Source organism: Methylobacterium hispanicum (assembly GCF_022179285.1).
GTDB classification, from domain to species: domain Bacteria; phylum Pseudomonadota; class Alphaproteobacteria; order Rhizobiales; family Beijerinckiaceae; genus Methylobacterium; species Methylobacterium hispanicum.
This window is the reverse complement of sequence record NZ_BPQO01000020.1, coordinates 50,896-75,367: the sequence shown is the minus strand read 5'-3', so window position 1 is coordinate 75,367 and position 24,472 is coordinate 50,896. Positions and strand designations below refer to the sequence as shown.

21 protein-coding genes and 1 pseudogene are annotated in these 24,472 nt (G+C 71.7%); 5 read left to right on the top strand and 17 right to left on the bottom strand.

All coding sequences use genetic code 11. From position 1 onward, the window contains the following. Nucleotides 1–53: 53 nt before the first annotated feature. The 5 genes from MFF56_RS21005 to MFF56_RS20985 all read right to left on the bottom strand — a co-directional run bounded on the left by MFF56_RS21005 (nucleotide 54) and on the right by MFF56_RS20985 (nucleotide 7,344). A complete protein-coding gene (locus tag MFF56_RS21005; RefSeq protein ID WP_238230847.1) occupies nucleotides 54–707 on the bottom strand; it encodes a hypothetical protein in 654 nt (217 codons plus the stop codon). 373 nt (nucleotides 708–1,080) lie between these two features. After that, nucleotides 1,081–4,521, bottom strand: coding sequence for a chromosome segregation SMC family protein (locus tag MFF56_RS21000; protein ID WP_238230846.1), 3,441 nt, complete (start codon nucleotides 4,519–4,521; stop codon nucleotides 1,081–1,083). Between the two features lie 7 nt (nucleotides 4,522–4,528). Then, nucleotides 4,529–5,416, bottom strand: coding sequence for a DsbA family protein (locus MFF56_RS20995; protein ID WP_238230844.1), 888 nt, complete (start codon nucleotides 5,414–5,416; stop codon nucleotides 4,529–4,531). 78 nt (nucleotides 5,417–5,494) lie between these two features. Beyond that, entirely contained in the window at nucleotides 5,495–6,040 is a 546-nt protein-coding gene (locus MFF56_RS20990) for a hypothetical protein (RefSeq protein ID WP_238230842.1), read from the bottom strand. Between the two features lie 101 nt (nucleotides 6,041–6,141). Beyond that, entirely contained in the window at nucleotides 6,142–7,344 is a 1,203-nt protein-coding gene (locus MFF56_RS20985) for a hypothetical protein (protein ID WP_238230841.1), read from the bottom strand. 209 nt (nucleotides 7,345–7,553) lie between these two features. Between MFF56_RS20985 and MFF56_RS20980 the strand changes: the two genes are divergently transcribed. Beyond that, on the top strand, nucleotides 7,554–7,925 hold the full coding sequence (locus MFF56_RS20980) for a hypothetical protein (protein WP_238230840.1): 372 nt from the start codon (nucleotides 7,554–7,556) through the stop codon (nucleotides 7,923–7,925). A gap of 4 nt (nucleotides 7,926–7,929) precedes the next feature. Beyond that, nucleotides 7,930–8,232, top strand: a pseudogene (locus tag MFF56_RS20975) (DUF1643 domain-containing protein); the annotation flags it as partial. Between the two features lie 227 nt (nucleotides 8,233–8,459). Here the strand turns inward: MFF56_RS20975 and MFF56_RS20970 are convergent. From MFF56_RS20970 to MFF56_RS20915, 12 genes are all read right to left on the bottom strand, one after another. Further along, nucleotides 8,460–8,687, bottom strand: coding sequence for a hypothetical protein (locus tag MFF56_RS20970; RefSeq protein WP_238230944.1), 228 nt, complete (start codon nucleotides 8,685–8,687; stop codon nucleotides 8,460–8,462). A gap of 479 nt (nucleotides 8,688–9,166) precedes the next feature. Continuing rightward, nucleotides 9,167–9,679 carry an RT0821/Lpp0805 family surface protein gene (locus tag MFF56_RS20965; RefSeq protein WP_238230839.1) on the bottom strand — a complete coding sequence of 171 codons (513 nt, stop codon included), beginning with the start codon at nucleotides 9,677–9,679 and terminating at the stop codon, nucleotides 9,167–9,169. 112 nt (nucleotides 9,680–9,791) lie between these two features. Beyond that, complete coding sequence (locus tag MFF56_RS20960) at nucleotides 9,792–10,166, bottom strand: hypothetical protein (protein WP_238230838.1); 375 nt, start codon at nucleotides 10,164–10,166, stop codon at nucleotides 9,792–9,794. A gap of 25 nt (nucleotides 10,167–10,191) precedes the next feature. Then, nucleotides 10,192–11,808 (bottom strand): pentapeptide repeat-containing protein, encoded by a 1,617-nt coding sequence (locus MFF56_RS20955; RefSeq protein WP_238230837.1) that lies wholly within the window; start codon nucleotides 11,806–11,808, stop codon nucleotides 10,192–10,194. 74 nt (nucleotides 11,809–11,882) lie between these two features. Next, complete coding sequence (locus MFF56_RS20950; protein WP_238230942.1) at nucleotides 11,883–13,373, bottom strand: RNA polymerase sigma factor RpoD/SigA; 1,491 nt, start codon at nucleotides 13,371–13,373, stop codon at nucleotides 11,883–11,885. Between the two features lie 233 nt (nucleotides 13,374–13,606). Continuing rightward, nucleotides 13,607–14,269 (bottom strand): hypothetical protein, encoded by a 663-nt coding sequence (locus MFF56_RS20945; protein WP_238230836.1) that lies wholly within the window; start codon nucleotides 14,267–14,269, stop codon nucleotides 13,607–13,609. 85 nt (nucleotides 14,270–14,354) lie between these two features. Then, the gene (locus tag MFF56_RS20940) at nucleotides 14,355–14,885 is read right to left on the bottom strand and encodes a hypothetical protein (protein ID WP_238230835.1); all 531 of its coding nucleotides are present in this window, start codon (nucleotides 14,883–14,885) and stop codon (nucleotides 14,355–14,357) included. 4 nt (nucleotides 14,886–14,889) lie between these two features. After that, on the bottom strand, nucleotides 14,890–15,807 hold the full coding sequence (locus MFF56_RS20935) for a hypothetical protein (protein ID WP_238230834.1): 918 nt from the start codon (nucleotides 15,805–15,807) through the stop codon (nucleotides 14,890–14,892). 107 nt (nucleotides 15,808–15,914) lie between these two features. Beyond that, complete coding sequence (locus MFF56_RS20930) at nucleotides 15,915–16,421, bottom strand: hypothetical protein (protein ID WP_238230833.1); 507 nt, start codon at nucleotides 16,419–16,421, stop codon at nucleotides 15,915–15,917. A 141-nt stretch (nucleotides 16,422–16,562) separates the two neighbouring features. Continuing rightward, nucleotides 16,563–17,858 carry an HlyD family type I secretion periplasmic adaptor subunit gene (locus MFF56_RS20925; RefSeq protein WP_238230832.1) on the bottom strand — a complete coding sequence of 432 codons (1,296 nt, stop codon included), beginning with the start codon at nucleotides 17,856–17,858 and terminating at the stop codon, nucleotides 16,563–16,565. Beyond that, a complete protein-coding gene (locus MFF56_RS20920; protein ID WP_238230831.1) occupies nucleotides 17,858–19,573 on the bottom strand; it encodes a type I secretion system permease/ATPase in 1,716 nt (571 codons plus the stop codon). Before MFF56_RS20920 ends, MFF56_RS20925 begins: the two co-directional genes overlap by 1 nt. Before the next feature lie 119 nt (nucleotides 19,574–19,692). Then, a complete protein-coding gene (locus MFF56_RS20915) occupies nucleotides 19,693–22,704 on the bottom strand; it encodes a S8 family serine peptidase (protein WP_238230829.1) in 3,012 nt (1,003 codons plus the stop codon). A gap of 339 nt (nucleotides 22,705–23,043) precedes the next feature. Between MFF56_RS20915 and MFF56_RS20910 the strand changes: the two genes are divergently transcribed. The 3 genes from MFF56_RS20910 (at nucleotide 23,044) to MFF56_RS20900 (ending at nucleotide 24,472) form a co-directional block, all read left to right on the top strand. Then, the gene (locus tag MFF56_RS20910; RefSeq protein WP_238230827.1) at nucleotides 23,044–23,496 is read left to right on the top strand and encodes a DUF350 domain-containing protein; all 453 of its coding nucleotides are present in this window, start codon (nucleotides 23,044–23,046) and stop codon (nucleotides 23,494–23,496) included. Between the two features lie 10 nt (nucleotides 23,497–23,506). Next, nucleotides 23,507–24,040 carry a hypothetical protein gene (locus MFF56_RS20905; RefSeq protein ID WP_238230825.1) on the top strand — a complete coding sequence of 178 codons (534 nt, stop codon included), beginning with the start codon at nucleotides 23,507–23,509 and terminating at the stop codon, nucleotides 24,038–24,040. Nucleotides 24,041–24,127: 87 nt separating this feature from the next. Next, nucleotides 24,128–24,472 carry a hypothetical protein gene (locus MFF56_RS20900; protein ID WP_238230823.1) on the top strand — a complete coding sequence of 115 codons (345 nt, stop codon included), beginning with the start codon at nucleotides 24,128–24,130 and terminating at the stop codon, nucleotides 24,470–24,472.

The window sequence follows — 24,472 nt, the reverse complement described above, 5'->3', positions numbered from 1 at the left end:
GCCCGCTCTTCCCCAACGACCGGGATCCTAGGAGCGGGCGGCGAAAATCGCGATCAACCCGCGCGCGCGAAGCGGACCACGGCGGCCGGATCGGCTTCGACGCGGCTGCGCGAGACGGCGTGGGGGATGCACGATACGAGCGTGCCCGCATCGCAGGACGCCACGATCTCGCCGGCGGCCTCGGAGAGGCGGTCGCGATGGAAGCAGCCGGAGACGGGAAGCACCGCGTCGACGCACCAGATGGCCTCGCCCGGGGGCGTGCCTATGCGGTTGACCGCGCCCACTTCGGCGCCGACAGCGTCGAGCCGGTCGGCGAAGATCCTGCGGACCGTGGCGGCGTCGACGCAGTCAGCGAAGGTGTCGAGGACGAAGATCTGAAGGCTGTCCACGAGGACGCAGCCGAGGCGGTCGAGGATGGTTTCGGCCGGCACCGAGCCGGGACGATGGAAGACCTCCGCCCCGACTTCGACCTTCATGAGGCTCCGCCAGCCGCCCGTCCCGATCTCCATGGCGGCCGCGGCGTCCTTGAAGGCGTGGTCGAGGCTGTGGTGGTCGACGTCGAGGATGCGCGCGTCGGAGGCCTCGTCCACGATGGTCAGGTTCCACCGGAACGGGCCGCGCGGCTGCCGGGAGATCCGCACCAGGGCCCGTGAACGGCGTACGGCGAACGTCCCGTCGGGAGAGAGCGTGAAGTGCGCGGCGTTCATGTCGTCCTTCAGCCCGTCCGGGCGCTTCGAATTCGGAAGACGCTATGTCCATTCCTTCGATCCGCGCAAGCCGAGGAGGAAGGAACGGAACCGCCTTCGGATGGATGCGTTAACGGATGTGCGGAGACCCCGGCTTCCTGAAAAAAGGACGGGCCGCTCCCGGTCGGGGCGGCCCTTGGAAGTGCGAGACAGGCGATCGAACGGCGTCCGGGCCGCGATCGCCGGCGGGCCGGCGATCGGTTAAGGAAGCGTTGAAGATCGGGTTCGACTATTCGGCGCGGCAGCAGGGTGGTCAAGCGTTCCTTCGGCGGCGCCCGCATTTCGTTGGACGCACCCCGTCGGTGCTTCATTTATGACACACGACGTCTGCACGTCAGGCGCGCCGCGGCTCCTCGATCCTTGCGAATTCGACGGCCTTGTTGAGGTCGATGCCGGCGATCCGGCTCACTCCCTGCTCGGCCATCGTCACGCCGTACAGCCGGTCCATCCGCGACATCGTCATCGCCTTGTGGGTCACCACCACGAAGCGCGTCCGTCCCTCGCGGGCGAGTTCCTCGATCAGGCCGCACATCCGCTCGACGTTCGCATCGTCCATCGCCGCGTCCACCTCGTCGAGCACGCAGATGGGACCCGGTTTCACGAGGAACGACGCGAAGATCAGGCCGAGCGCGATCAACGATTTCTCCCCGCCCGAATAAAGCGACAGCATCTGCATCCTCTTCCCGGGCGGGGCCGCGTAGACCTCGATGCCCACCGCGAAGGGATCCGGATTGTCCACGAGCTTGAGGAACGCTTGACCTCCCCGGAAGAGGCGCACGAACAGGTCTCGGAAACGGCCGTCGATCTCCTCGAACGCCTTCTCCATCCTGGCGCGGCCCTCCTTGTCCAGGGCGGCGACCTCCTGCTCGAGCTTCTGGACGGACTGCGCCACCTCGGCCCTGGCCTTGTCGACGGCCCCCCGGGCGGTCTGCGCCTCCTGCAGCTGCTGGGCGGCGAGCATGTTCACCGCGCCGAGCCCGTCGCGTTCCTGGACGAGCTTCGACAGGCGGCTCTCGGCGGCGCCGATTGAGGGGAGGGCGGAGCCGACCTCGATCCCGGCGATCCCCGCCAGCTCGTCGACGCGCCCCTCGAAGCGCTCGCGGACGCGCTCCAGAGCGTCGGCGAGCTGCTGGCGGGCAGTGGCGATCTCGGCGATGCGCCCGGACCGGTCTTCCTTCAGGCGCTCGACGAGGGCGGCCGTCTCCCGCACGAGGCGTTCGGCATCCGCGTTGCGTCGTTCGACCTCCTCCAGCTCCCGCTGCACGGAGGCGGCGACTTCCCGGGCCGCCTCGACGGCCTCCCGCGCCTCCTCCACCGCGCCCGCCGGCGCCGGTCCCTGGTCCACCTGGGCAAGGGCCTCCTCGGCAGTGCGGCGGCGGACCGCGAGGTCGGCGCACCTCTCCTTCGCGGCGGCGATGCGCCGGTTGAGAGCATCCACCTCGCGGACGATCGCGAGCCCGCGCTCGCGCCGCCCCCGCTGGGCGGCCGTCAGGCCGTCGAGGAGCCGCTTGGCCTCGTCCGCTGTGCGGCGCGCACCCTGCTGCACGGCCCTAGCCTTCTCGAGGTCGGCCCGGAGGATCTCCGCGGGCGGAAACCCGGCGAGGACGCGCAGCGCCTCTTCGTGCTCGGCCCGGCCGGCGACGTCCTCCTGCTCGAAGCGGGCGGCCTCGCCGCGCGCCGCGTCGATCCGGGCGTCGACCTCGCCGCGCAGCCGCGCCGCGTCGAGGGCCGAGCGCCGCGCGGCTTCCAGCGCCGCCTTCGCCGCCGTCTCCAGCCGCCGGGCCGCGTCGAGGGCGGCGCGGGCGTGCACGGTTCGGGCCCGCACCCCTTCCAACGTCTGGGAGGCCGCCGTCGACGTGCGGACTGCGGCCTGCAGTTCGACATCCAGGACCCGCCGGCGCGCCTCAAGGGAGAGCCGGCGCGCGGAGGCGTCGTCTCCGAGGGTCGAGCGGTAGCCGTCCCAGCGGCGCATGTAGCCGTCGGCGGAGACCACACGCTGCCCCGGTCTCAGTCGAGCGGAGATGTCGTCGACCTCGGCCATGGTCGCGACCACCCCTACGGACGCGAGGCGCTCGGCGAGCTGCGGAACGCCGCGGACCCGTTCGGAAAGCGGCTTCGACCCATCGGGGTGGCCGGGCCCGCGGACCGCGTCCGCGGTCCAGACGGCGGGAGAGGCCGGATCGGTCCCGACGGCGAGATCGGGCCCCAGGGCGCCGGCGAGCGCCTTCTCGTAGCCGGGATCGACGTCGATCCGGGAGGCGACCGCGTCCGGGTCCGACCCGAGGGCGGCGAGCGCGAGCCCGACGCCCTCGGCCTCGCCCCGCAGGCGGGCGAGCACGTCCGCCGCTCCGGCGAGGGCGGTCCGCGCCTCCTCCTCGGCTTCCCGTAGGCGCTCCGTCTCGGCGTCCGCGCCCTCCAGAGCCTCCGCCGCGGCCTCGGCCTCGGCCTTGCGCGTCGCGGCCAGTTCCTCCGCGGCGGCGGGGTCGAGCTCGACCGCGCGTGCCAGGAGCGCCGTCAGCGCGTCGCGCACCGTCAGAAGACGCTGGGCCGCCGCGCGCGCCCGGACGCCCGCTTCCTCGACGCGCCGACGCGCCTCCATGCGGCGCGCGTCGGATTGTGCCTGGAGAGCGACGAGACGTTCGACCTCCTCGCCCGAAGCCTCGGCCGTCTCGCCCGCGATTTCGAAACGCTCGCTCGCCTCCTCGATCTCGGCGCTCTCGTCGGCCTGGGCCTCGACGATGACGGCGCGCTCCTCGGCGAGGCCTCGCAGACCGCCCAAGGCCTCCGCTTCCGCATCCGCCTCGCGCGCGAGATCCGCGTCCACGTCCGCGACACGTCGCAGGAGGTCCTCGCGCTCGCGCCGCCGGCGCTCGGCATCGTTGGCGATCTGCTCGGCGTGCACCGTGGCCCGGGTCAGGGCCGACTCCGCCGCGAGACGCCGCTCCCGCACGGGCGGGACCGCGCCGGCGGCGGCGAGGCGAGTCCGCTCGCCCGCGGCGAGCGCGACCATGGCGTCCCCGATCTCCCTCTCGGCGGTCTCGTGCTTCGCCGACGCGGCGGAGAGCCGGTCGTCGGCCGTCCGGTGGCGGACGTGCAGCAGCGTCGCCTCCGCACGCCGCACATGGGCGTCGATCTCCATCCGCCGGCGCGCCTGCTCCGCCTCCGTGGTCAAGCGCTCGACCTCGGCCCGCATCCGTTCCAGGTCGCGCTCGTTGTCGTGCAGGTTCTGCAGGGATTCCCGCAGGCTCTTCGCGGCGGCGTCGCGCCTCGGCTTCAGACCGGCGATGCCGGCGGCTGCCTCGAGCAGCGGCCGCCTGTCGGAGGGCGTGGCCTTGTCGACGAGACGGGTGATCTGGCTCTGGCTGACGAGAGCCGCGGATGTCGGGCCCGAGCCCAGGTCCTTGTAGTGCAGCACGACGTCGGACAGCCGCGCCTTGCGGTCGGCGAACCAGTAGCTCGATCCTTCCCCGCGCTCGATGCGCCTCCTGACCAGAAGGCGCCCGTCGTCGCGCGCCGGGTCCTCGTGCTCGATCCCGACCTCGCAGATGATCCGCTCGGACCGCCGCTGGGTACCGGCGAAGATGACGTCCTCCATGCCGGAGCCGCGGAACTCCGCGACGCGATGCTCGCCCATCCCCCAGCGGATCGCCTCCATGAGGTTCGACTTTCCGCAGCCGTTCGGGCCGACGATGCCCGTGGTTCCGGACTCGATGGGCAGCTTCACCCGGTCGGCGAAGCTCTTGAAACCGTCGATGACGAGGCCGCTGATCCGCATCGGAGCATCAACGGGCGGCACGGGCCTTGGCGACGGCGTCCGACAGCGCCTTGTCGTCGACGGCGCCCCTGAACATGCCTCCGTCCCTCACGTACACGAACGGAGTGCCCTGGACGCCCGCGCCCACCGCGAGGTTCGAGTTCGTGGTGACGATGCCGTAGAGCGGATCGCCTTCGCGGAGGACCGCCTCCCGGATCCGCGCCGTCGCCGCGGCTCCGAGCTCCTGGGTCATGAAGGCCTCCACCTCCTCCTTCGTCCGGAGGGGCTGCTTGCGGGCCATGAGCTTCGCGTGGATCCCGGGGTACTTGTCGCGGGCGAGGGTCCAGATGCCGGCGTTGAAGTGCGCGGCGTAGTCGGAACCTGCGCCGAGGATGCCGACCTCACGGTGCACGATCTTCACGTCGGGGTTCTCGGCCGCGAGCTTCGCGAGCCGGGGCTCCATCATCTTGCAGAAGCCGCAGTTGACGTCGAAGAAGTAGACGATCTCGACCCGGCCCGCGGGGTTGCCGAGGACTGGAACGATCTCCGCGTGGAAGAGGCTCTCGTCGAGGGCGTGGACACGGGCATCCGCCTCGTCCGCCTGCGCCTTCTGGTTCTTCTGGATCATGGCCGAGAGAGCTTCCGCGACCTTGTCGGGATTCTCGCGGACCCACTTCTCGATCGCGATCGGCGATGCCTTCTCGACGATCTCGCGAACGACGGCGGGAATCTGCCGCTCGACCTCGCGCCGCACCAGGGTCTCGAAGCTCTCCCCGGCCGCGAGCGCGGGGACGGCACCGCCCAGGGCTGCGGACGAGGGCAGGAAAGGTCCGACGAGGACGAGCCCGGCGCCGAGCGCGAGCGACGCGACCGTGGATGCGGAAAGACCGGTTCGGGCGCGGCGGCTGCGTGTCATGCTGATCTCGAAGGAACGATACGACGCGACCATGACCCGGGTGGGTTTGCGTGGCAAGCGCTCGTTCCTTCGGGCGCCTCAAGAGGGCTTCGCTCCGTAGAAAGCTCCGTCGTTGCGCGGCCGGAAGGCTTCGCCCTCGTCGAAGATGAACATCTCCATGCTGGAGCCGCCGCCCTCGGCCTTCGCCCCCGCGGGGTCGGTCACCCTCACCCGGAAGCTCCGCGGATAGGACCGGTCGGGGAGGCCCAGCACTTCGAACGCGATGACGCCGGAGGTCTGGCCGCGCCGGAAGTCGATCGTCCCTTCCGGGAAGACGCCCCCGAAATCGGCCGCGTCGGCCGCGTTGCCCCCTGCCGGCTCGACCTTCCAGCGGAACCGCGCCTTGCGGGAGTCTTCCTGGCGGATGACGAGGATCTCTCCGCGGCCGGGCCGGCCGCCAGACGGAGCGCTCACGGCCGGACCGTCGGCGGCGAGTGCGAAGGTCGGAGGCTCCGGAGGAACGAGGGGCGGTAGGGGCCGCTCCGGGACGAGGGCTTGGCCCGGAACGGCCACGGGCGGGACCGTCTGGGCGGTCGCGGCTGAAGCCGCGAGCAGGACCGAGGCGAGTACGAAGGAACGGATCATCCGCCGACGATCGCACGGCGACGCGCTTCGTCAAGCCGGCGGCGTGGAAAAGTTCGGCGGCGGGGCCGTGCCGATGGACGCCCCCGCCGCCCGTGGTTTCGTCAGCGGGGAGCGGGCCGGTACGACGCTCCCTCGGGGGCGACGGGCCGGTGCTGCTCGGAAAGCTCCATGCCCCTCATCGACGCGAAGGCGCGCATCTCCGTCCGAAGCCGGGTCTCGGTCGCTTCGTTGAAGCTCGTCACGGTCCAGGTCCGGCCGGAGGCGTCGATCGGCGCGAGACCCATGCCGGCGACCACGTCCGCGAGCGGTCCCGTCATCGGCTGGTGCGGGTTCGTCATTCGGGCCCGGACGAGGCTCAACGCGACGTCGCTCCCGAACTGGATGGCCACGAGGATGTCGGCCGGGTTGGTGCGGCCCAGCGCGTTGTCGGCCAGGAACGCCGCAGCCGATTTCGCGTTCGCGGCGCCGAGAACGGAACTGGCATGGATGTTCTGACGCAGGCCGTCGACGGCGTCGCGCGCGTGCCCGACCGCGACGTATTCCCCCCGTGGCGTGCGGCGGATGCCGGCGACGACGTCATGCAGGCCCAGCGAGCCACCCCAACGGACCAGCTCCTCCAGAAAGCGCTGCTCCCCATAGGCGAACATGCCGCCGACCCGCATTCCCGTCGCCGGCAGCGCGCCGCCCTCCGACGCGATCGCCGAACGCCAGGACAGGGCCATCACGAGGGCCGGATCGATGCCGACCATTCGCGAGGCGGCCGAGATGTTCTGGACCACGTCGCGCCCGACCTCGATCGGTTCGGAACGCGGATCGGCGCGGAACAGGTAGTCGCCGGACGACGTCCTGGACGCCGCGCCCGCGACGTGAGGATCGCGGGCGCGGCCCCCGGCTCCGAACGAGGGGACGCCGTACCCCGCAACTTCGTACGCCGCGCCGCGCCCGCGGTTCGCCATGGCTGGGGGCGCCCCTGCCTCGAGCTCGAGTCTCCGTTCCCCTTGGGGGCGGCGAGCGGCGGCATCCCCGTCGAGCCCGCCCCGGATGCCGGAGGCGGGGCCGCGGACCGGCGCGGCCGCCTCGGCCGCCCGATCGCCCGCAAGGACCTGGGCCGCCTGGGGGCGGGCATCCCGGTACGCCTCGCCGGCGGCGGCGGCGAAGATCGTCGCCGCCGGCACGCCTCCGAGGACGCCCGCCACGATGGCCACGGCCTTGAGCCGCGACAGCCCCGCCTGCAGACCCGACGGTCCGAAGGTCCTGGTCGGGGTGTCGAAGTAGCGCTCGGCGATCTTGCGTGACGTCTTCATGGCCGCACCTTCCTGTCCACGGCAGGTTGATCGCAGGCCACGCAAGGGGCAAGGCTGCGGAAGGAGCGATCACGTCCGCGAAGCCGCGCGGCTGGCGGCTTGCGCCGCAGCGCGGGTCGGGACAAGGTGGCGCGAAGGAATGATTTTCGTCCTTCGGGATCGGCCGCCTCCGCTGCGGCGCCCGCACGACAACCGGGAGTGCCATCGCCATGAACGGCTTCGCAGTGGATGCCATCCGTCGAGCGGTCCTCGAGATCGGCGAGGGGCGGGTCGAGGTGGACCGCTTCTCGGACGCCGTCGCGGTCAGCGTATACGCAGCCTCCAAGAACCTGCACTCGGCCTTCGCCGTGCGGAACGCCGCCCCGTTCGGCTACAGGCCCGAGGCGATGGCGGACGAGAACGTCCTCGAGGTCATGCGGCATCGCCTCACCGACCAGCCGGTCCTGATCCCCTTCGAAGGTCTCGGAATCGAGCTGGTGGCCGCACGCACCGAAGGGTTCTTCGACGTCATCGTCCGGAAATCCGACGGCCAGGAACCCATCCACGGAGATACGGTGGACCTGACCGTCTTCGCCGCCTGATCCGATGCAACTGCCGTCCTGGACCGAAGACGGGGCCTACTTCCCGGACGCCCGGCATCGCGTCTGGCTCCGAAGGCGGCTCGGCATCTCCGGCGCCCCGCTCGTCTTCGTCCTGTACAACCCTTCGCGGGCAGGCGCCGAGAGCGACGACGCCACGGCCCGCAGGGGCATCGGCTTCGGCAGAGCCGTGGGCGCGTCCGACGTCGTCTTCGCGAACGCCTTCACCGGCATCGCCACCGATCCGGACGACCTCGCGGGCATGGACGACCCGGTCGGCCCGGAGGCCGATCACGCCCTCCTGGTCGCCGCCGAGTTCTGCCTGCGCCGTGGCGGAACGCTGGTCGCCGCGTGGGGGGGGGCCGAAGGGCAGGGCAGCCACCCGACGCCTCGCCGAGGCCCGCTTCGCCCACATCCTGTCGCTCGGCCTGCCGCTGCACGCGCTGAGGATGACCGCATCCGGCCACCCCGAGCACCCGCTGAGGCTGCCTGGGCATCTCAGGCCGGTGCCCTGGGACGAGGCGCCTCGCGCCGCGATCAACGCGCCCGGCGATCCCAGCCCTCGCTGAGCTGCGTTCCCGCCACCCGCGCGTGCCGGATCTCCGCCTCCGCGCGGGAGCGGGCCGTCCGGTCCGAGGGCCTGCCCGAGCCCCGGAACACGTCCGCACCCGGCGAGAGCTCGACGGCGGGAATGCCGCCGGCATCCTGGACGTCGGAAGCGGGATCGCCCGAGTACGCCAACCTGAGTGGAGCGCGATCGGCCATGGGTTCCTCCTGGGTGGGAGACGACGTCGAACGGAGGCCTTCAGGATGATCGCTCGCCCCGGTCGCGCAAGACGGCGCGTGGGCGGAGCGGTGGATGGCGCGGCCTCAGGCTTCGACGGAGGGAAGCGAACCCGACCACGCCCGGAAGGCAAGCTTCCGATCCTCGGGATTGTCGAAACCGCCGAACGATGCCCAGTCGAGACATGCGTTCCAGCCGGAACCGGGCGGCGGCGGCTCGCCTCGGCCGCCGTAGGCGGTACGGCCCGTCCGGGCATGAGGCCGTGCCTCCGGACGTGAGCCGCTCGCGGGCGGTCGGGCGAAACCGCCGGCCTGGGCGGGGCCGACCTGCGGCGCCTGGGCCGGGGTGGGGGGCGTCCGGATCGCGACCGGTCGCGGCATGATCCCTCGGAGCGGGCCGGCGGGCACCGAGGATCGCGGACGGTCGAGGTCGAAGCGAAGGGACAACCGACCGTCCTCTCTCAGGGCGCCACGGTGCGCCATGCGCCGCCGGGCGTCCGGCAGGCCGTCGCCGTCAGGGAGGGGTTCCTGCCGTCGAAGTAGATCGTGTGGGTATATTCCCGGCACTGGCCGTAGCCGTTGAGATAGGCCGGTCCGGCGATGACCGTCCCTTCGGTCCCGTCGATGCCGTTGCGCCAGGGATGATGCACGTAGCGCCGCGGGTCCTCCAGGGCGGCGAACTGGGCGTCGAACGCCCTCGCCAGCGAGCGCTCGTCGAGCCGGGCGCCGAGCTCGCTTCCGGCAAGGCCGCCGAAGTAGGGACGGTTCGCCGTCCGCAGAGCCAGCATCTGCTTGCCGATCGAAGTCGGCACCGCAGGATCGGCCACGATGGTCGTGCCCGCGGGGTCGCCCGCGAGCGCGCGCGAACCGGGCAGGAACGCGCGTCCGGTCACGGGATCGCGCGGCTGGCAGGCGCCGAGTGAAAGCGCCGCGAGGGCGATCGCGAGCAGGGCCGCGCGATGGATACGGATCATCTCGTGTCGTTCCTTCCGGAAGGAATGAACGACCATAGCCCATGGGCGACGGCTGGCAAGCCTCGGGCGGATCCGGAGCCGTCGATGGTTGAGGAAACGGTTCGCCCCGGCCTCACGGACGAGGCGAACCGTGCGTGGCCTCGGGCTCGTCGACGATCCCCACGGCGACCTCGAACGCCTCATCGGGCGTCGGGAAGGTGCCGACCACGTCCTCGTGGGCGTCGTGGTGCTCCATCGCGACCAGGAACGGCGCCGCGTGTTTCGAGGCCTTGACCAGGCTGAGATGGAAGCCTTCCTCCGTGGGCGTGACGACCAGGATCGCCGCCGGTTCGATGCGCGCCTCGCCGACCACGAGGCGCCCCGCCGCATCCAGAAAGCAGAAGGCCGGATCCGGGCCCGTCGTCCGGTCCAGGTTGAAGGCCTCGACCGCGCTGGAGTCCCTGCAGAACTCCAGCAGGGCGCGGGCGTTCTCTTCGATCCTGCTCATATCCTCGGCTCCTTGGCTCTTTTCCTCACATCCCGAACGCGGGCGCGGCGGGGGCAGGTTCGGCGGCGGGCGGTTCGGCAGCCGCCTCGCGTGGCGGGGCGGCCGGGCCGCGCCTGCGGCCGTTGATCCAGGTCTCCTCGCGCCCGTCGGGGTGCAGCACGGCCGGACCCAGATCGTTGTCGAGACGCCTCGTCCCGTTCAGCACCAGAAGGGTGCCGTCCGCTCCGGCCCGGACGACGTTTTCGGACGGAAACCGGAGATCCCGCAGGTCGTGCTCGGCCAGGATGGCGCGCTCGAAGGCTTGGACCGCGAAATCCCTGCCGAAGGAGTGGAGACAGCCCGCGGGGATCTCGCCGGCGCGGCAGAACAGCCGGCCATGGCCGTCGAAGCCCGCGACCGAGCGGGTTCCGTCGGTCCGCCGCCAGACCGCTACGACCGCGCCGGTGGGATCGAAGCGCAGGACCTGGGGCACGTCGTCGTCCGTTCCGCCGGGTCGGACCAAAACCACGTCGGTCGAGAGGGCGTAGTCGCGGGCGCGGTTGGCGTGGATGCTCGAAAGGGCCAGGGCGAGATGGCGCCGGTCGCAGAGCACGACCTCGGTCGACCCCGCCGCGATCCGCGCGACGGCCGAGAGGAAGCCCCGTCCGTCCGCGTCCCTGCCCGTGGCCTCCAGCGCGGCGGTCAGGTGCCCGGCCCCGCGCGTCAGAGCCAGCGCGAGCACTTCGGTCGCGGCCACGCCGACCCGCTTGGCCGCGTCGAGGAACATGCGCGCGCGCGCCTGGACGTGCCCGAGATGGTGCTCGAGCCGCTCCTTGATCGCGTCGGCGACCCGCTCCTTGAACAGGAAGGCGACGCCGATCGCCAGTCCGAGCACGGATCCCTCGGACAGATGGCCGGCTCCGTGCTCCAATTCCTCCATGAAGGGGACGTGCGACATCGCGGCGAGAAGCGCGACGGCCGACACGGTCCAGGCCGAATGCTTCAGGAGGGTCGTCCACCGGTGGTCCCGACGGAACGCCCCGACGGTCGGACACAGCTCGGCGTCGGCGTAGCGTCCGCCCACGGCCATGGTGCCGAAGGTGCGGTCCGGCAGCGAACCGACGGGGAGGGGGACCGAGGCGCGCAGGTCGGCGCGCGAGAAGTCCGGCTCGACGAGGTACGCGCCCGCGAAGTCGGCGTTTCGCAGGCGCGCGTCGGCGAGGTTCGTCTTCCGCATGCGCGCCTGGGCGAAGGTGACGTTGGCACCGGCGACGTCGTCGAGATGCGCTCCGTCGAGGATCGCGCGCCGGAACGAGGCCCAGGTCAGGTGAGCGCCGTCGAGGCGCGCCTCCGTGAGGTCTGCCGCCTCGAAGCGGGCGCGGCGCGCCTGCACGCCCTGAAGCTTCGCCTGCTTGAGGGAGGCGAAGCCGAAATCGGCATCCTGCATCCGCGAGGCGCGGAAGTCGGCCCGGTCGAGCCGCGCCTCCGCGAAGCAGGCCCGCCTGAGGTCGATCTGCGTGAGGTCGGCGTCGGCGAGGTCCGCCCTGGCGAACGAGGCTCCCTGCGAGACCAAGTGGGCGATCAGCGCGCGACGGCTCTCGGCACGGCCCGAGTGCATCACCTCGCCGTCGATCGACTTGATCTCGAACACCTTGCCGGCCATGCCGCCCACCTTCGAAGGAATGGACGAAGCCTAGACCGCGGCCACGAAAACCGGAAAGCCGGAGGGGCCGCCCCTCAATCCACGTCGTCGAGGAAATTGCGCAGGTAGGCGCCGACCTCCGGCGTGCGCAGCTTCTGGATGGCCCTGCTCTCGATCTGGCGGACGCGCTCGCGGCTGATCCGGAAGTGCTGGCCGATCTCCTCCAGCGTCATCTGGTCGGCGTGGCCGACGCCGAAGCGCATCCGGATGATGGTCTGCTCGCGCGGGGTCAGATCGAGGATCGCGTCGGACACAGCCTCCTTGAGCTTGGCGAGATCCGCGAGGCCCACGGGGTCGGGCGCCTTCTCGTCCTCGACCAGATCGCCGAAACGCCCGGCGCCGTCCTCGCCGACGGGCAGATCCAGGGAGACGGTCTCGCGCGACATGTTCACCAGCCGCTCGACCTGCCTGACGTCGATGTCCAAGGCCTTGGCGAGCTCGTCCGGCGTCGCCGCCCGGCCGAGCTCGCCCCGCAGGCGGGAAATCGTGCGTTCGATCTTGGCCGCCTTCTCGTGCAGGTGGACCGGCAGGCGGATCGTGCGGCCGTGGTCGGCGATGGATCGGGAGATCGACTGCTTGATCCACCAGATGGCGTAGGTGGAGAATTTCCAGCCGCGCCGGTAGTCGAACTTCTCGATCGCACGCATCAGACCGATGTTGCCCTCCTGTACGAGATCCAGGACGGGCAGGGGGCGGTTCGCGTATCTCTTGGCGACCGAGAAGACGAGACGCAGATTCGAGGTGACGAGGGTGTCGCGCGCCTTGCGCAGATCCGCGTAGGCCGCCCTGGCCTCCCGCTGGGCGGATCTGAAGCGGCGGACGGAGCCGCCGAAGGGGAGCGCGACGAGATCGACCGCGCGGGCGGCGGCGAGCGCCGCACCGGCAGCCTCCCCGGGCCCGGGCGGGAGGGCGAACGGACCCGCCGCGTCCGAGACCGCGTCCGCGACGACGTCGACCCCGTCGAGGACGGGGACGAGGTCGGCCGCGAGACCGCCGCGCTTCTCGAGGATGCGGCCCAGGACGCGCGCCGCCCCCATGAGAGCTGCGCCGGGAGCTTCCAGAGACCCCACGAGCTCGTCGATCCGATCGGTGGCGAGCTTCGCGGCCTGTATGCGTGCGGCGGCCTCCGGGGCCTTGCCGGGATCGTCATGCGCGGACGCGCAGGCAGCCAGGATCTGATCGAGGGTTTCGACCGCCCGGCTGCGGATCGCGGCGGTCTCCGCGTCTCCGTCGGCGGCCTCCTCCTCGTCCTCGCCCGCGAAGAGGTCCCATGGGCGCATGGCGCCCGAGGAGACGGCGGCACGCCATCCCGCGGCGAAGCGTGCCATGGAGCCCAAGGCGACGAAGGACGCGAACAGCGACAGCCGCGCCGCCTCGATCCTCCTGGAGAGGGCGACCTCCTCCTCGCGCGTCAGGATCCGGTGGCGGCCGATCTCGCGGGTGTAGCAGGAGAGCGCGTCGGCCTCGGGCGCTTCCGCGCCCCGGACGGTCCTCTGGGCCGCACCCGAGCTGGGCCCCGGCCGCATCGACACCTGCCGACGATCCGCGGCCTGCCGCCGTGGATCGGCCACGGTGGCCGCGTGCCTTCCGGGCAGGGAATGGGGCGCAACGGCGCGGCCGGCGCATTCCTCCCTTCCCGGGTCCACACGTCCGTCCATCGCCGCTTCCGAGAGGTGGTGAAGGAATGCCTCGCCGGACCTTGATGCAATCGCAAGAGGCTGTCCAGCCGGGCGGCCGATCCCGGCCGGAACGGGCGGAATCAGCCTCGGGGGCCGTTCGGTTCCTTCGGACGTGCGGCTTCCTCGAAGGACTCCAGGATGCGCAGCAGCGCCGCCGCGCGCTCGGCGAGCGGGCGGCCCGCGAGAGTCAGGAGGGCATGATCGCCGCGCAGCCCCGGGGGCAGACGCTCTGGAGAGATCTGCTCGGCCCAGTCCTGCAGGCGGCTCTCCGCGGAGAGTGTCTCCTCCGAGGCGGCGGATCCGCCCGCCGCGAAGGAGCGCAGTTCGCGCCGCGCACGGTCGAGCGCCTTGCGGTGGATCTCGGCGAGCCGCTCGCAGATCGCCTCGACCTGGGGGAAGGTGTCGCGGAATCCTGCGAAAAGTTCGAGGGCTTCGTGCGTGGCAGGCGGGACGTCGTCGCCGAAGAGGCGGACGGCCCGTACCGGACCCGCCTTCAGGAACGCTTCGATCCCGCGCACGGGGTAGACGAAGAGACGTGGTCCCTCCCGGTCGCGCAGGACGTCGAACGCGCCCGCGTCGCGCAGGCCGATCTCGGCGGCGAGAATGGCTCCGCCGTCTCCGCCCGCCACCTCGAACACGAGCAGGAAGCGTCCCGTCGCGTCGAAGGCCTTGAGGAAGCAGCCCGACTCGCGGGCGCCCCAGGCGGGACCGGTCGCCGCAGCGAGATCGTGGTGGTCGGACATGGGTTCCGCCTCCGCTGGCAGCGTCGCGCGCGGGAGGCGCCGATCGACGGAACCCTCGGAGAAGGCGTCGCAAGGAACAAGAGGCTCAACCGCGGGCGGTCCGCCGTCCCGGCCGAAGCAACGGAAGCGCGAGCGCGGCGACCCGCTGGCGCAGCCAACCGGCCGTGTCGAACCATTCGACGCCGCCCGGATGCACGAAGACCGCCGAGCCGCCGTAGACCGGGCGGTCGGGCGTCGGAACATGGGCGATCTCGATCTCGACGAAGGGCACGCGATGCGGGTCGCGCCGGCAAAGGCCGCGCAGCACCTCGGTCCATTCGATCCCTTCGCCCAGATCGATCTCGATCGATCCCTCGTCGGCGTCCACGTCGGCGAGGATCGCGAGGAAGCGGGCGCAGAGGTCGGGGCAGATCTGGATCGACGCCCGCACGAGGCCCCTGAGGTGCTCGACCCGCACCGCAGCGAACGGCGGCAGTCCGTCGGGATTGTGGAAGCTCAGGCTGATCCCGTCTTCCCGGGTCCGGAACAGGGCGCCCAGATACCACCGCTCCAGCGGCGTCAGCAGATCGGCCGGCAGGGGGGTGCGGACGACGACGGGCTCGCGGACGGACGCCATCGCATCAGAACCGCGGCACCGGGCCGAGATCGCCCGGTTCCAGGCTCCGCACCGGCAGATCCTCCACGGGTTCGGCGACGCCCAGAACGCCCGCGAGATGGAGTGCGAGGTCGTCGCGCTCTTGGAGGAGCACCTCCGCGCGGGCCTCGAGCTCCGCAGCCGTCCGGCCGATCTCGCGCGAGCGCTCGACCATGGCGCGGTAGGCCGCGACGACGATGTCGGCCGGAGCCGTCGCGAGGTAGGAGCGAACGGCGTCGGCCAGGGGGGCGGGAACCGGAGCGTCGGTCCCGGCGGCCTCCGAGCGCACGGTGCCGTCGGGACGCGCGAGAAGGCTCAGGTCGCCCATCCGGATCTCGACGTCTCCCTGGGCCGTCGCCTTCAGCACGGCCTCGCGGCCGTCGATGGTGGTCCGCGCACCCGCCGGACCAGCACGCCATGCGGCCTCGGCGGCGATGCCGATTGCGGCCAAGTGTTCCTCGGCGTCGAACCGGATGCCCCTGGGAGCCTGCGCGAGGGGGCCGCCTTCCATGCGGATCAGGGTCGAGGCCGCCGCGGCTGCAGCTTCGGAGACGAACGCGCCATCCTCGATCTCCCGCCACGGACGATGCCGAGACGCGAGGTCCGCCCCCATCGTGGAGAGGACGCGCCCTTCCAGGCCGAGGACCGCTTCCAGGAACGCCCGCTCGCGGCGGTCGAACGCGCCGGTGGCGCGCGCACGGAGATAGGCGGTCGCGTGCAGCGAGCCTTCGACGAGCGTTCCTTCCGCGAAGGCGCGCTCCACGTCGTCGCCGCGCCATTCCGCGACGACGTCGCCGAGGTCGCCGTCGGCAGCCTCCAGATAGAGTGCGACGTTGCGCAGGCCGCACACCGGCGTCGCCGCGACGATGGTGTCGCCCACGCCGATCCTCGCCTCGAACGCCATCGCAGCCCTCCGACCCGGAAAGCCCGAGGATAGATGAGGGAGGGCCGGCGTTTCAACGGTCTCGGCGGACGCGGCCTGCGAGCGAAGGAACGGATTGCGGTGGGACGTCAGGGCGCGGGGCCGGCTGACGCGGTCCGGACGTCGTCCGGTCCGGCAAGCCACGCCTCCGTCGGCGGCTCGTTCCCGAACCGCTCGGCGAGCGCCGCGGCCAGCGCGTCGGACCGCCCGTCGTCGACGATGCCCGCCGCGGCGGCTTGGCCGATCGTCGCGTCGATCAGCTCGATCCCGGGGGTGGACTCGAGCAGAGTCATCTTGGCGGCGAGATCGGCCTTCGTCGCGAGGCCGTCGCCGTCGAGATAGACGAGATGCCCGCCGACGACGACTTCGGCCACGGCATGCTGCAGGCGCCCGCTTCCGGCGCAGAAGCGCACCTCGACCCCGGCGCCGAGCCATTTGCGGACGGCGAGGGCGAGCGACAGGCATCCGCCGTCGAGGAAGCCGTGGTCTGGCATGTGCGCCAGCATGGCGGACGAGCCGCAGAATCTGCGGAACTCCCGCCCGAACGGCGTCAGGTTGGCGAGCCGCCCCCGCCCGATCCGTTGCAGCCGGTCCATTCCGTCCCCCGAGGTCCGGGCGAGCCTGGCCGCGACCGCCGCAAAGGCCAAGGCTCCAGGAGCGACCGCGGGACGCCGCGACGGTGCCGTCCTGGCTCGTGATCGAAAGAACGTCCGCCCGAGGGAATGCGGGGCCAGGGGTCAGTGCTCGAGGCCGGCCTTCGCGAAGCCGCGCATCATGGGCTCGGCAAGCCACGTCAGCAGCGTGCGCGGGCGGTCCTCGATGAAGGCCTGGACGGGCATGCCGGCCACGAGCTTCGAACCGGGGGCGAGACGGGCGAGCTCGCCGCGGTCGATGGCGATCTCCGCCTTGTAGTGGAACTCCCGCGTCGCCGGATCCTGCACGGCATCAGCGCCGACCTTGCGGACGTGGCCCGGCAGGACGGGCACCTCCTTGGAGGAGAAGGCCGTCACGGTGATCCGCGCAGTCTGGCCGACCGCCACGTGGGCGATGTCGACGGGGCGGATCCGCACCTCCAGCACCAGCGAGGCGTCCGAAGGCAGGATGTCGGCGACGGCGCCCCCCGGAGCGACGACCGCGCCGGGCGTGCGCGACTTGATCGAGACAACCGTGCCCGCCTCGGGAGCCCGGACCTGCTGCCGGCCGGCGGCGTCCGCGGACGCGGCGATCTGGTTGGCGACGACGGCCGCCTCGGCATCGACCTTTGCGGTCTCCTCGCCGATCTGCTGGCGGAAGGCCGATTCCTCCCCCGCCAAAGCGGTGCGGGTCCGCTCGGCGTCCGAGGCGGCCGCGTGGATCTGCCCGTCGAGCGCGGCGCGCTGCGCGTCCATCTGCGCCATGCGGGCTTCCAGCGCCAGGACGCGGGGGCGGGTCGTCAGCCCTTTCGCGAGGAGGTAGCGGGCGTCGTCCAACTGCTTGGCCACCGTGACGCGCTCGGCCTCCGTCGCATCCACCTGACGGCGCAGGGCCGCGCCGGTGGCTTCCGCCCGGCGGATCTGCTCGACCAAGCCCTCGATCCGGGCCTGCTGACCGGCACGACGGGTGCGCAGGATCTCGGCCTCGTTCTCGAACACCGTCCGGAGGGATGGATCGCGGGCGAGGTCCGCGTCGAGCACCCGGAAGTCGGGCCCGGTGCCGTCGGCGAGCGCGCGCAGCCGGACGCGGGCCGCCGCGAGTTCGGACCTCCGGTGGATCTGATTGTCGTAGGCGGCCTTGGCGCGGGCGTCGAGCAGGACCGCGATCGGCTGCCCGGCGGCGACCGCGTCGCCCTCCGCGACGAGCATGCGGTCCAGAATGCCGCCCTCCAGGTGCTGGACGGTCTGCCGCCCGGTCTCGGGCGACACGATGCCGACCGCGACCGTGGCGGAGGCGAGGGGAGCGACCGCCGACCACGCTCCCAGCAGCGTCACGGAGCCGATGCCTGCGACGAGTGCCAGGGTGCGCGGCCCGCGGAGCTTGCTCTGGAGATCGCTCATCACGCAGCCTTCCGGTTCGGGGTCTGATCGGTGTTGCGACGGACCTGCGCTTCCGCGGCGGCCCGGAGGTTGTCGAGGGCCCGGCGGGCGGTGTCGTCGTAGATCTTCCGACCGTCCTCCAGGGCGACGACGCGGTCGGCGACGGAGAACAGCTGGTAGCGGTGCGTGACGACGAGGACGGTGACGCCACGCTCCTTCAGCTCGGTCAACGTGGCCGCGAGGGCCGCGTCGCCGGACGTGTCGAGGCTGGCGTTCGGCTCGTCGAGAACGAGGAAGCGGGGCCGGCCAAACAGGGCGCGCGCGAGGGCGACGCGCTGGCGCTGGCCGCCCGAGAGGGGAGCGCCGTACTCGCCGAGTCGGCAGTCGTAGCCGCCGGGAAGGCGCAGGATCATCTCGTGGCAGCCCGCGAGCTTCGCGGCGGCCACCACCTCCGCGTCGGAGCCGGCGGTGAAGCGGGCGATGTTATCCTTCACGGAACCCGCGAACAGCATGCTGTCCTGGGGCAGGTAGCCGACGTGGTCGCGGCGCTGGGCCTCGGTCCAGTCCGTGATGCAGGCGCCGTCGAGCCGGACCTCGCCACCGGTCGGGCGGAGGGCGCCGACGAGGATCCGGCAGAAGGTGCTCTTGCCCGAACCCGAGGAGCCGATGACCGCGATGATCTCGCCCGCCCGAGCCTCGATGGAGACGCCTGCCAGGATGTCCCGGCCGGAGACGGCGTCGCGGTAGGAGACCTCGGCGATGCGCAGGTCGCCCTTGGGCTCGGGCAACTCGGTGGTGGAGGCGGCGCCCCACCCCCCGAAGGCCGTACGCAGGCGCCCCCAGGACTCGCGCGCCGCCTGGAGCGAGCGCCAGCCGCCGATCAGGCCGTCGATGGGAGCCAGCGCGCGTCCCAGCAGGATCGAGGAGGCGATCACGACGCCCGCCGAAGCCTGATTGGTGAGGGCGAGGGACATGCCGATCGCGAGGATGAGCGACTGGGAGCCGAGGCGGACGGTCCGCGACAGCGTCGCCATGGTGGCGGCGATGTCGGTGACGCGCCGCGTCCGCTCCAGGACCGCGGCGTTCGCGTCGATCTCGCGCGCCACCATCGGGCCGCACATCGAGAGCCCCGCGGCCGCGTCGCGGTTGCGGGAGATCTCGTTGAGCCGCTGCACCACGAAGGCCTGCCGGCGGGCGGCCTCCTCCGAGGCGCGACGGGTGACGACCTCGCCGCCGACCGCGATGGCGACCAGCAGGGCCGCCGTTCCGAGGGCGTAGAAGCCGACGTAGGGATGGAGCAGGAAGCAGACGAGCAGGAAGAGGGGAAACCAGGGCAGATCGAGCAGCGCCTTGATCCCGTTGGCCGAGACGAAGGCCCGGATCACCTTCACGTCGGTGACGGGATTGCGCTCGAGGTCGAACCTGCCGGAGGTCGACAGCGTCGCGGCGTGCGGGAGCAGGGTCTCCTCGATCCACTCGCCGACCCGGGAGGTCATGCGGTCCCGCGCCAGCTCCATTGCGGCGACGAAGCCGAGGCAGGCGACGAGGGCGGCGGTCAGCAGGGCCAGGGTCTCGAAGCTGCCGCTGTGCTGGACACGGTCGAAGACCTGCATCGAGTAGAGCGGCGAGGCCAGCATCAGGGCGTTGATCGCGACGCCCGTTCCCGCCAGCGGCGCCAGCGCGACGCGGCTTTCCCTGACCATGCGGTCCAGCGGGGAGGTGACGTGGGCGTCCATCGGGCGGGTGTCTCCTGGAATCGCCTCAGGATGCGCCCGCAACTTCTTACTTGAGGTTTCCGCGACCGGGAGAATTCTAAGGATCGAAGGAGCGGCGGACCAATCCCTCGTTCCTTCGGTCAGGCGACGACGAAGTCCGAGTTCTGCAACTGCTGTCCGTTCGCGATCCGGGCGATCGCCTCCGCGGCCTGTCCGCCCTGTCCGTCCGCATCGAAGTAGAGCGTGGACGTGGTCTTCTCGAAGTAGAAGCCTGCGTGCCGCCCCCTGAAATCGACCTGGGCCCCGGAGGCGAAGTCGTCGGCGCCGAGCCGCTTGTCGGCCAGCATGGAGCCGAACTCCGACGCCTGCAGGTAGATCCGGTCCTGCCCGCGGGTGAAATCCTCGACGATCTGCATGCCGATGCGGGAAACCTGGAACAGGTCGGCTCCCGCGCCGCCGTTCAGACGGTTCGTGCCGGCGCCGCCCACGAGCATGTCGCCGCCCTCGTCGCCGGAGAGCCGGTCGTTGCCGTCGCCGCCGCGCAGGATGTCGGCGCCCCCGCCGCCGCGGACGACGTCGTCGCCGCCGTTGCCTTCGAGCGTGTTGGCCGCCCCGCTGCCGACGAGCACGTCCGCGTGGCGCGAACCCGCCACGTTCTCGAAGTTCGAGACCCGGTCGCCTTCGGCATCGCCGCCGCCGCAGACGCCCGCCACGAGATCGACGCGCACGCCCGCGCCCGAACCGAGGTAGGAAAGCCAGTCGATCCCGGCGCCGCCGTCGAGCTTGTCGGCGCCGCCGCCGCCCTCGGCCCAGTCGGCTCCCGCGCCGCCCTGGATGTCGTCGGCCTGGGCCGAGCCCTGCACGACGTCGTTGCCGGCGCCCGCATCGGCCGTGCGCACGGCTCCGGCTAGCCGTATGACGTCGTCGAAGCGGCCGCCCTGCACGGCTTCGATGCCCGTGAAGGTGTCGCCCGCCGCGTCTCCGAGATTCCGGCCGACGACGCCGAAATCGACGGTGACGCCCGCGGACGCCGTCTCGTAGGAGACCACGTCGAATCCGACGCCGCCGTCCTGCGCTTGGCCGCCCGCTCCGCCGATGAGCCGATCGTCGCCTGCGCCGCCCGACAGGACCGCGCCGACCACGCCCTCGCCGAAGAGCGCGTCGTTGCCCCCGCCGCCTTCGACCTGGGACACGCCTCCGCCCGCATGGATCTCGTCCCCGTGGGCGCTGCCGACGATCTTTTCGATGCCGGTCAGCCTGTCGCCCGCGGCGGATCCCGCGTTGCGGGCTTGGTCCGTCATGTCGAGGACCATGCGCGAGGCGGCGTTCCGCCACGTAGCCGTATCGAAGCCGTCGCCGCCGTCCATCCGGTCGATGCCGCTCGCGACGAACAGATCGTTCCCAGCGCCGCCCTCCAGCCAGTTGCGGCCGGAGCGGCCGTCGAGGACGTCGTCTCCCCTGCCGCCGAGCAGGTGGTTGTCCGCTGCGTTGCCCGTGATGCGGTCGTCGCCGTCGCCGGCCACGAAGTTCTCGAGGTCCGTTCCGGCCGCGACCGAGACCGCGCGGCCCGCGATGGTGCCGCCGGACGAGAGATCGAAGACGATGTTCTTCGTGACGGGGGAGGCGTTGAGCGTGTCGATGCCGCCGTCCGCGTCGCGCATGGTCGCGCGGGCGCCCGCCCCGTAGAGACCGAACTCGTCGGTGAAGACGTAGAGGTCGTCCGCGGTCTGCCGGGCGCCGAAGGCCGTCAGGCTCGCGCCGGTGAAGGTGCCGCGCGTGCCGGCGGTCGAGTCCGCGATGCGGACGGTCCAGGCGCCCGCGCTTTCCTCGCCCCGGAACTCGTTCGACATGAGCTGCCACCCGCCGGTGATGGCGGAGCCCGGCGCATTGTTGCGCAGCAGTTGCGAGACGGTGCCGGCGGGCGAGACCAGCTCGATCGTGAGCTGCCCCGCGTCGCCGTGACGAAGGCCGACGAGGTCCAGCACCATGTGCTCGACGTCGACGCCGGAGCCGAGCGTAAAGCGGTACTCGCTCGACCCGCCGTCCACGATCGCGTAGTCGCCGTTCGCAAGAGCACCCCGGACCGAGACCTCGTTGGCGCTCGTCTGCGCCGTCCGCCCCACGAGCCACGTCTCGGCCAGCCTGACGGCCGCACGCGCGTCGAGCAGGCCGTTGCCGTAGTCGTTGGAGAAGTGCAGGCCGCCGCCGTTCCAGTTGCCGGCGCCGTTGAAGGCCCAGGCGTCGCGCTCCGCGTACTGCGTCGGGGCGCCCACGGCGGAACCGACGTGCCGGGCGGAGTAGGCCATGATGTTCTGCGCGTCGCGCCAGCCGATGTCCGGGTTCGCGTCCAGCATCAGGGCCCCGACGCCGCTGGCCTGCGGGGTCGCGGCGGAAGTGCCGCCGAAACCGGTCGTGTAGTCGCCCTGCGAGTAGCCGCCCGCGCCCGTCCGGTCCGTCGTCGCGATCCCGGCGGCCCCGCCGTTCGAGAGACCGGAGACCAGGAGGTTCGCCCCGGGCGTGGAGTAGAAGGCGACGAAGCCCTGGTCCGTCACGGCCCCGACCGTCGTCACGTGCCGGTCGACCGTGAAGCCGTGCACCTCGGCGCTGTCGCCGCTGGCGCGGCCGTTGCCAGCCGCCACGAACGAGAGCGTGCCCAGACCGCCCCGGCCGTTGTCGGCACCGTCCCGGATCCCCGCGAAGAAGTACGCCTGCCAGCTGGCGTTCGACGGGTTGTCGGCGAACGCGCTGGTGAAGCCCCAGGAATGGTTGACGACGTCGAACCGCGACTGGATCCGCATCGCGTCGAACAGGGCTCCGCCGCCCGCCATCACGTCGACGCCGGTGATCTGGGCGTCGTAGGCGATGCCGACGGTCCCGATGCCGTCGTTGGCCGCGGCGATGATGCCGGCGGCGGAGGTGCCATGGACCCCGCCCGAGACGGAGTTGTCGGCCGGATTTGTGGACCTGAGCTGGCGCGATCCGTCGTAGCGGCCGGCGAACTCGCGGCTGGACGCGTCGATCCCGTCGTCGAAGACGCCGAAGCGGACGCCCGCGCCGGTATATTCAGGCCATACCGACGCGACGTTGAGATCGAGGCCGGGGCGGCCGCCGGCCTGTCCGGTGTTCTGAAGGTACCACTGGTTCCGGAACATGGAGCCGGCTGCCGAAGCGGACGCCGTAGGAGCGACGGAATGCGTCGACGGAACCGCGGAGACGAGCGCGCCCGCCGCTGCGGAACCGATCCGTCCGGCATCCTCGTCCCTTACGTCGTCGATCATGTCGTCTCCCGGTGCCGCCGCGGACCTCGTGCGGAGTCATAGCCTCCGGGATCTGAAATCCATGTTCCCGCGATCCGAGCAATTTTACCGTTCCGTCGATTGGCGGCGCACGAAGGATTCGCCACGTCGGCCATGGAAGGAACGAGGTTGACGGGTGCGCCTTTCGCGGCGAGACAATGCGAAGGAACGGCACCCGCCAAGGAACCAGCCCACATGACGGAGACGGTCACGTTTCTCGGAATCGTTCAGGCGAGCGGGAGCGCGCTCGCCCTCTCGGCAAGGGGCATCGGACCGTTCGTCCTCTACCTCGTCCTGATGGTCGCGTTCGTCGCGCTGCACCTCGCGGTCTACATGAAGGCGACCGCCCACGACGAGATGCGCCTGATCCGCGAGGGCAACCTCTCCGCCGCGTTGTCCACGGTGGGAGCGATGCTCGGCCTAGCCGTTCCTTTGACGTCCGTCGTCTCGATGACGGGGTTCCTGCTCGAGACCGTGATGTGGGCGGTGGTGGCGCTGCTCGTCCAGCTCGGCGCCTATTTCGCGGCCCGGCTCGTCGTGAAGGATCTGAGCCTGCGCATCGACCGCGGAGAGGTCTCCGCCGGCCTGTGGGTGGCGGGGGTATCGCTCACGGCCGGCCTGCTTCAGGCGGTGTGCATGAAGACCTGAGGCCCTGGGCATGAAGCGGGCACGCACCATCACCCTGGTCTCCTTCGCGGCGACCGTCCTCGCCTCCTGCGACGGTCCTCCGACCGTGCAGGAATGCTGGGCGGCCGCAGCCGCTGCCGGAGGCCGCGTACCCTCGGTCTGCGAGCACGTCCTGGAGCGGAACGAGGCGGCTTTCCTCACCGGGGGCGGCCTCCAGCCCGACGCCGACCAGTGTCTCGCCTTCGCGCGCAACGACAGCTACCCGGAATCCTGCGAGCGCCACGTCGACCGGGCGACCGGCACGGTGAGCGGTTCGGGCGGAGGCAGCCATGCCTGGATCTTCGTCGACCGCCGGGGCACCGCGTCCCCGGCCACGGCACTCCGCTCCCGCGGCTGGGCCCGACCGGCGGAATCGATCTCCTCGGCGCTGAAGTCGACCACGGCGATCCCGCGTGAGGCGGTTTCGTCGCACGCGCCCGCCCCGCGCGCCTTCTCGATCTTCGCCCCGTCCCGCGGCGGCTTCGTCTCCGGGAGCGGAGTCCGCGGCGTCAGCCCCGGCGGCTGACGCCGCGTGCCCGAGCCCCATTCCGGCCCGCGACGACGCGAGCCGCCACATACCGGTGCCGCATGCGCCGGCAACAGCGAGCGACCCATGGGCTTCCTGTCCGATCCCGCCTGGACCGAGTACGAGAGACGGATCGACGACGCCTGGAAGCGCGGCGACCGTCTCGGGCGCGAAAGGCTCTACGCATCCCCGCCGATGCGGCCGACGGCTTGGGACCGGGCGACCTCGTTCGCCCAGTGCACGCTGCTGGCTCCGTTTCTGATCGCGGGCGTGGTAGGGACCGTCATGGGGCTGTCCGGGTCGCCCCCGCGCCCGTCGCCGCCGTCCGCGGACCACGTCGTGACGATGCGTTTGGACTTCCCGACATGCGGGTCGTGGCTCGATCCCGAACAATGCCGCAGGAACGCCGTCGTCGGGACCGCGGACCGCTGA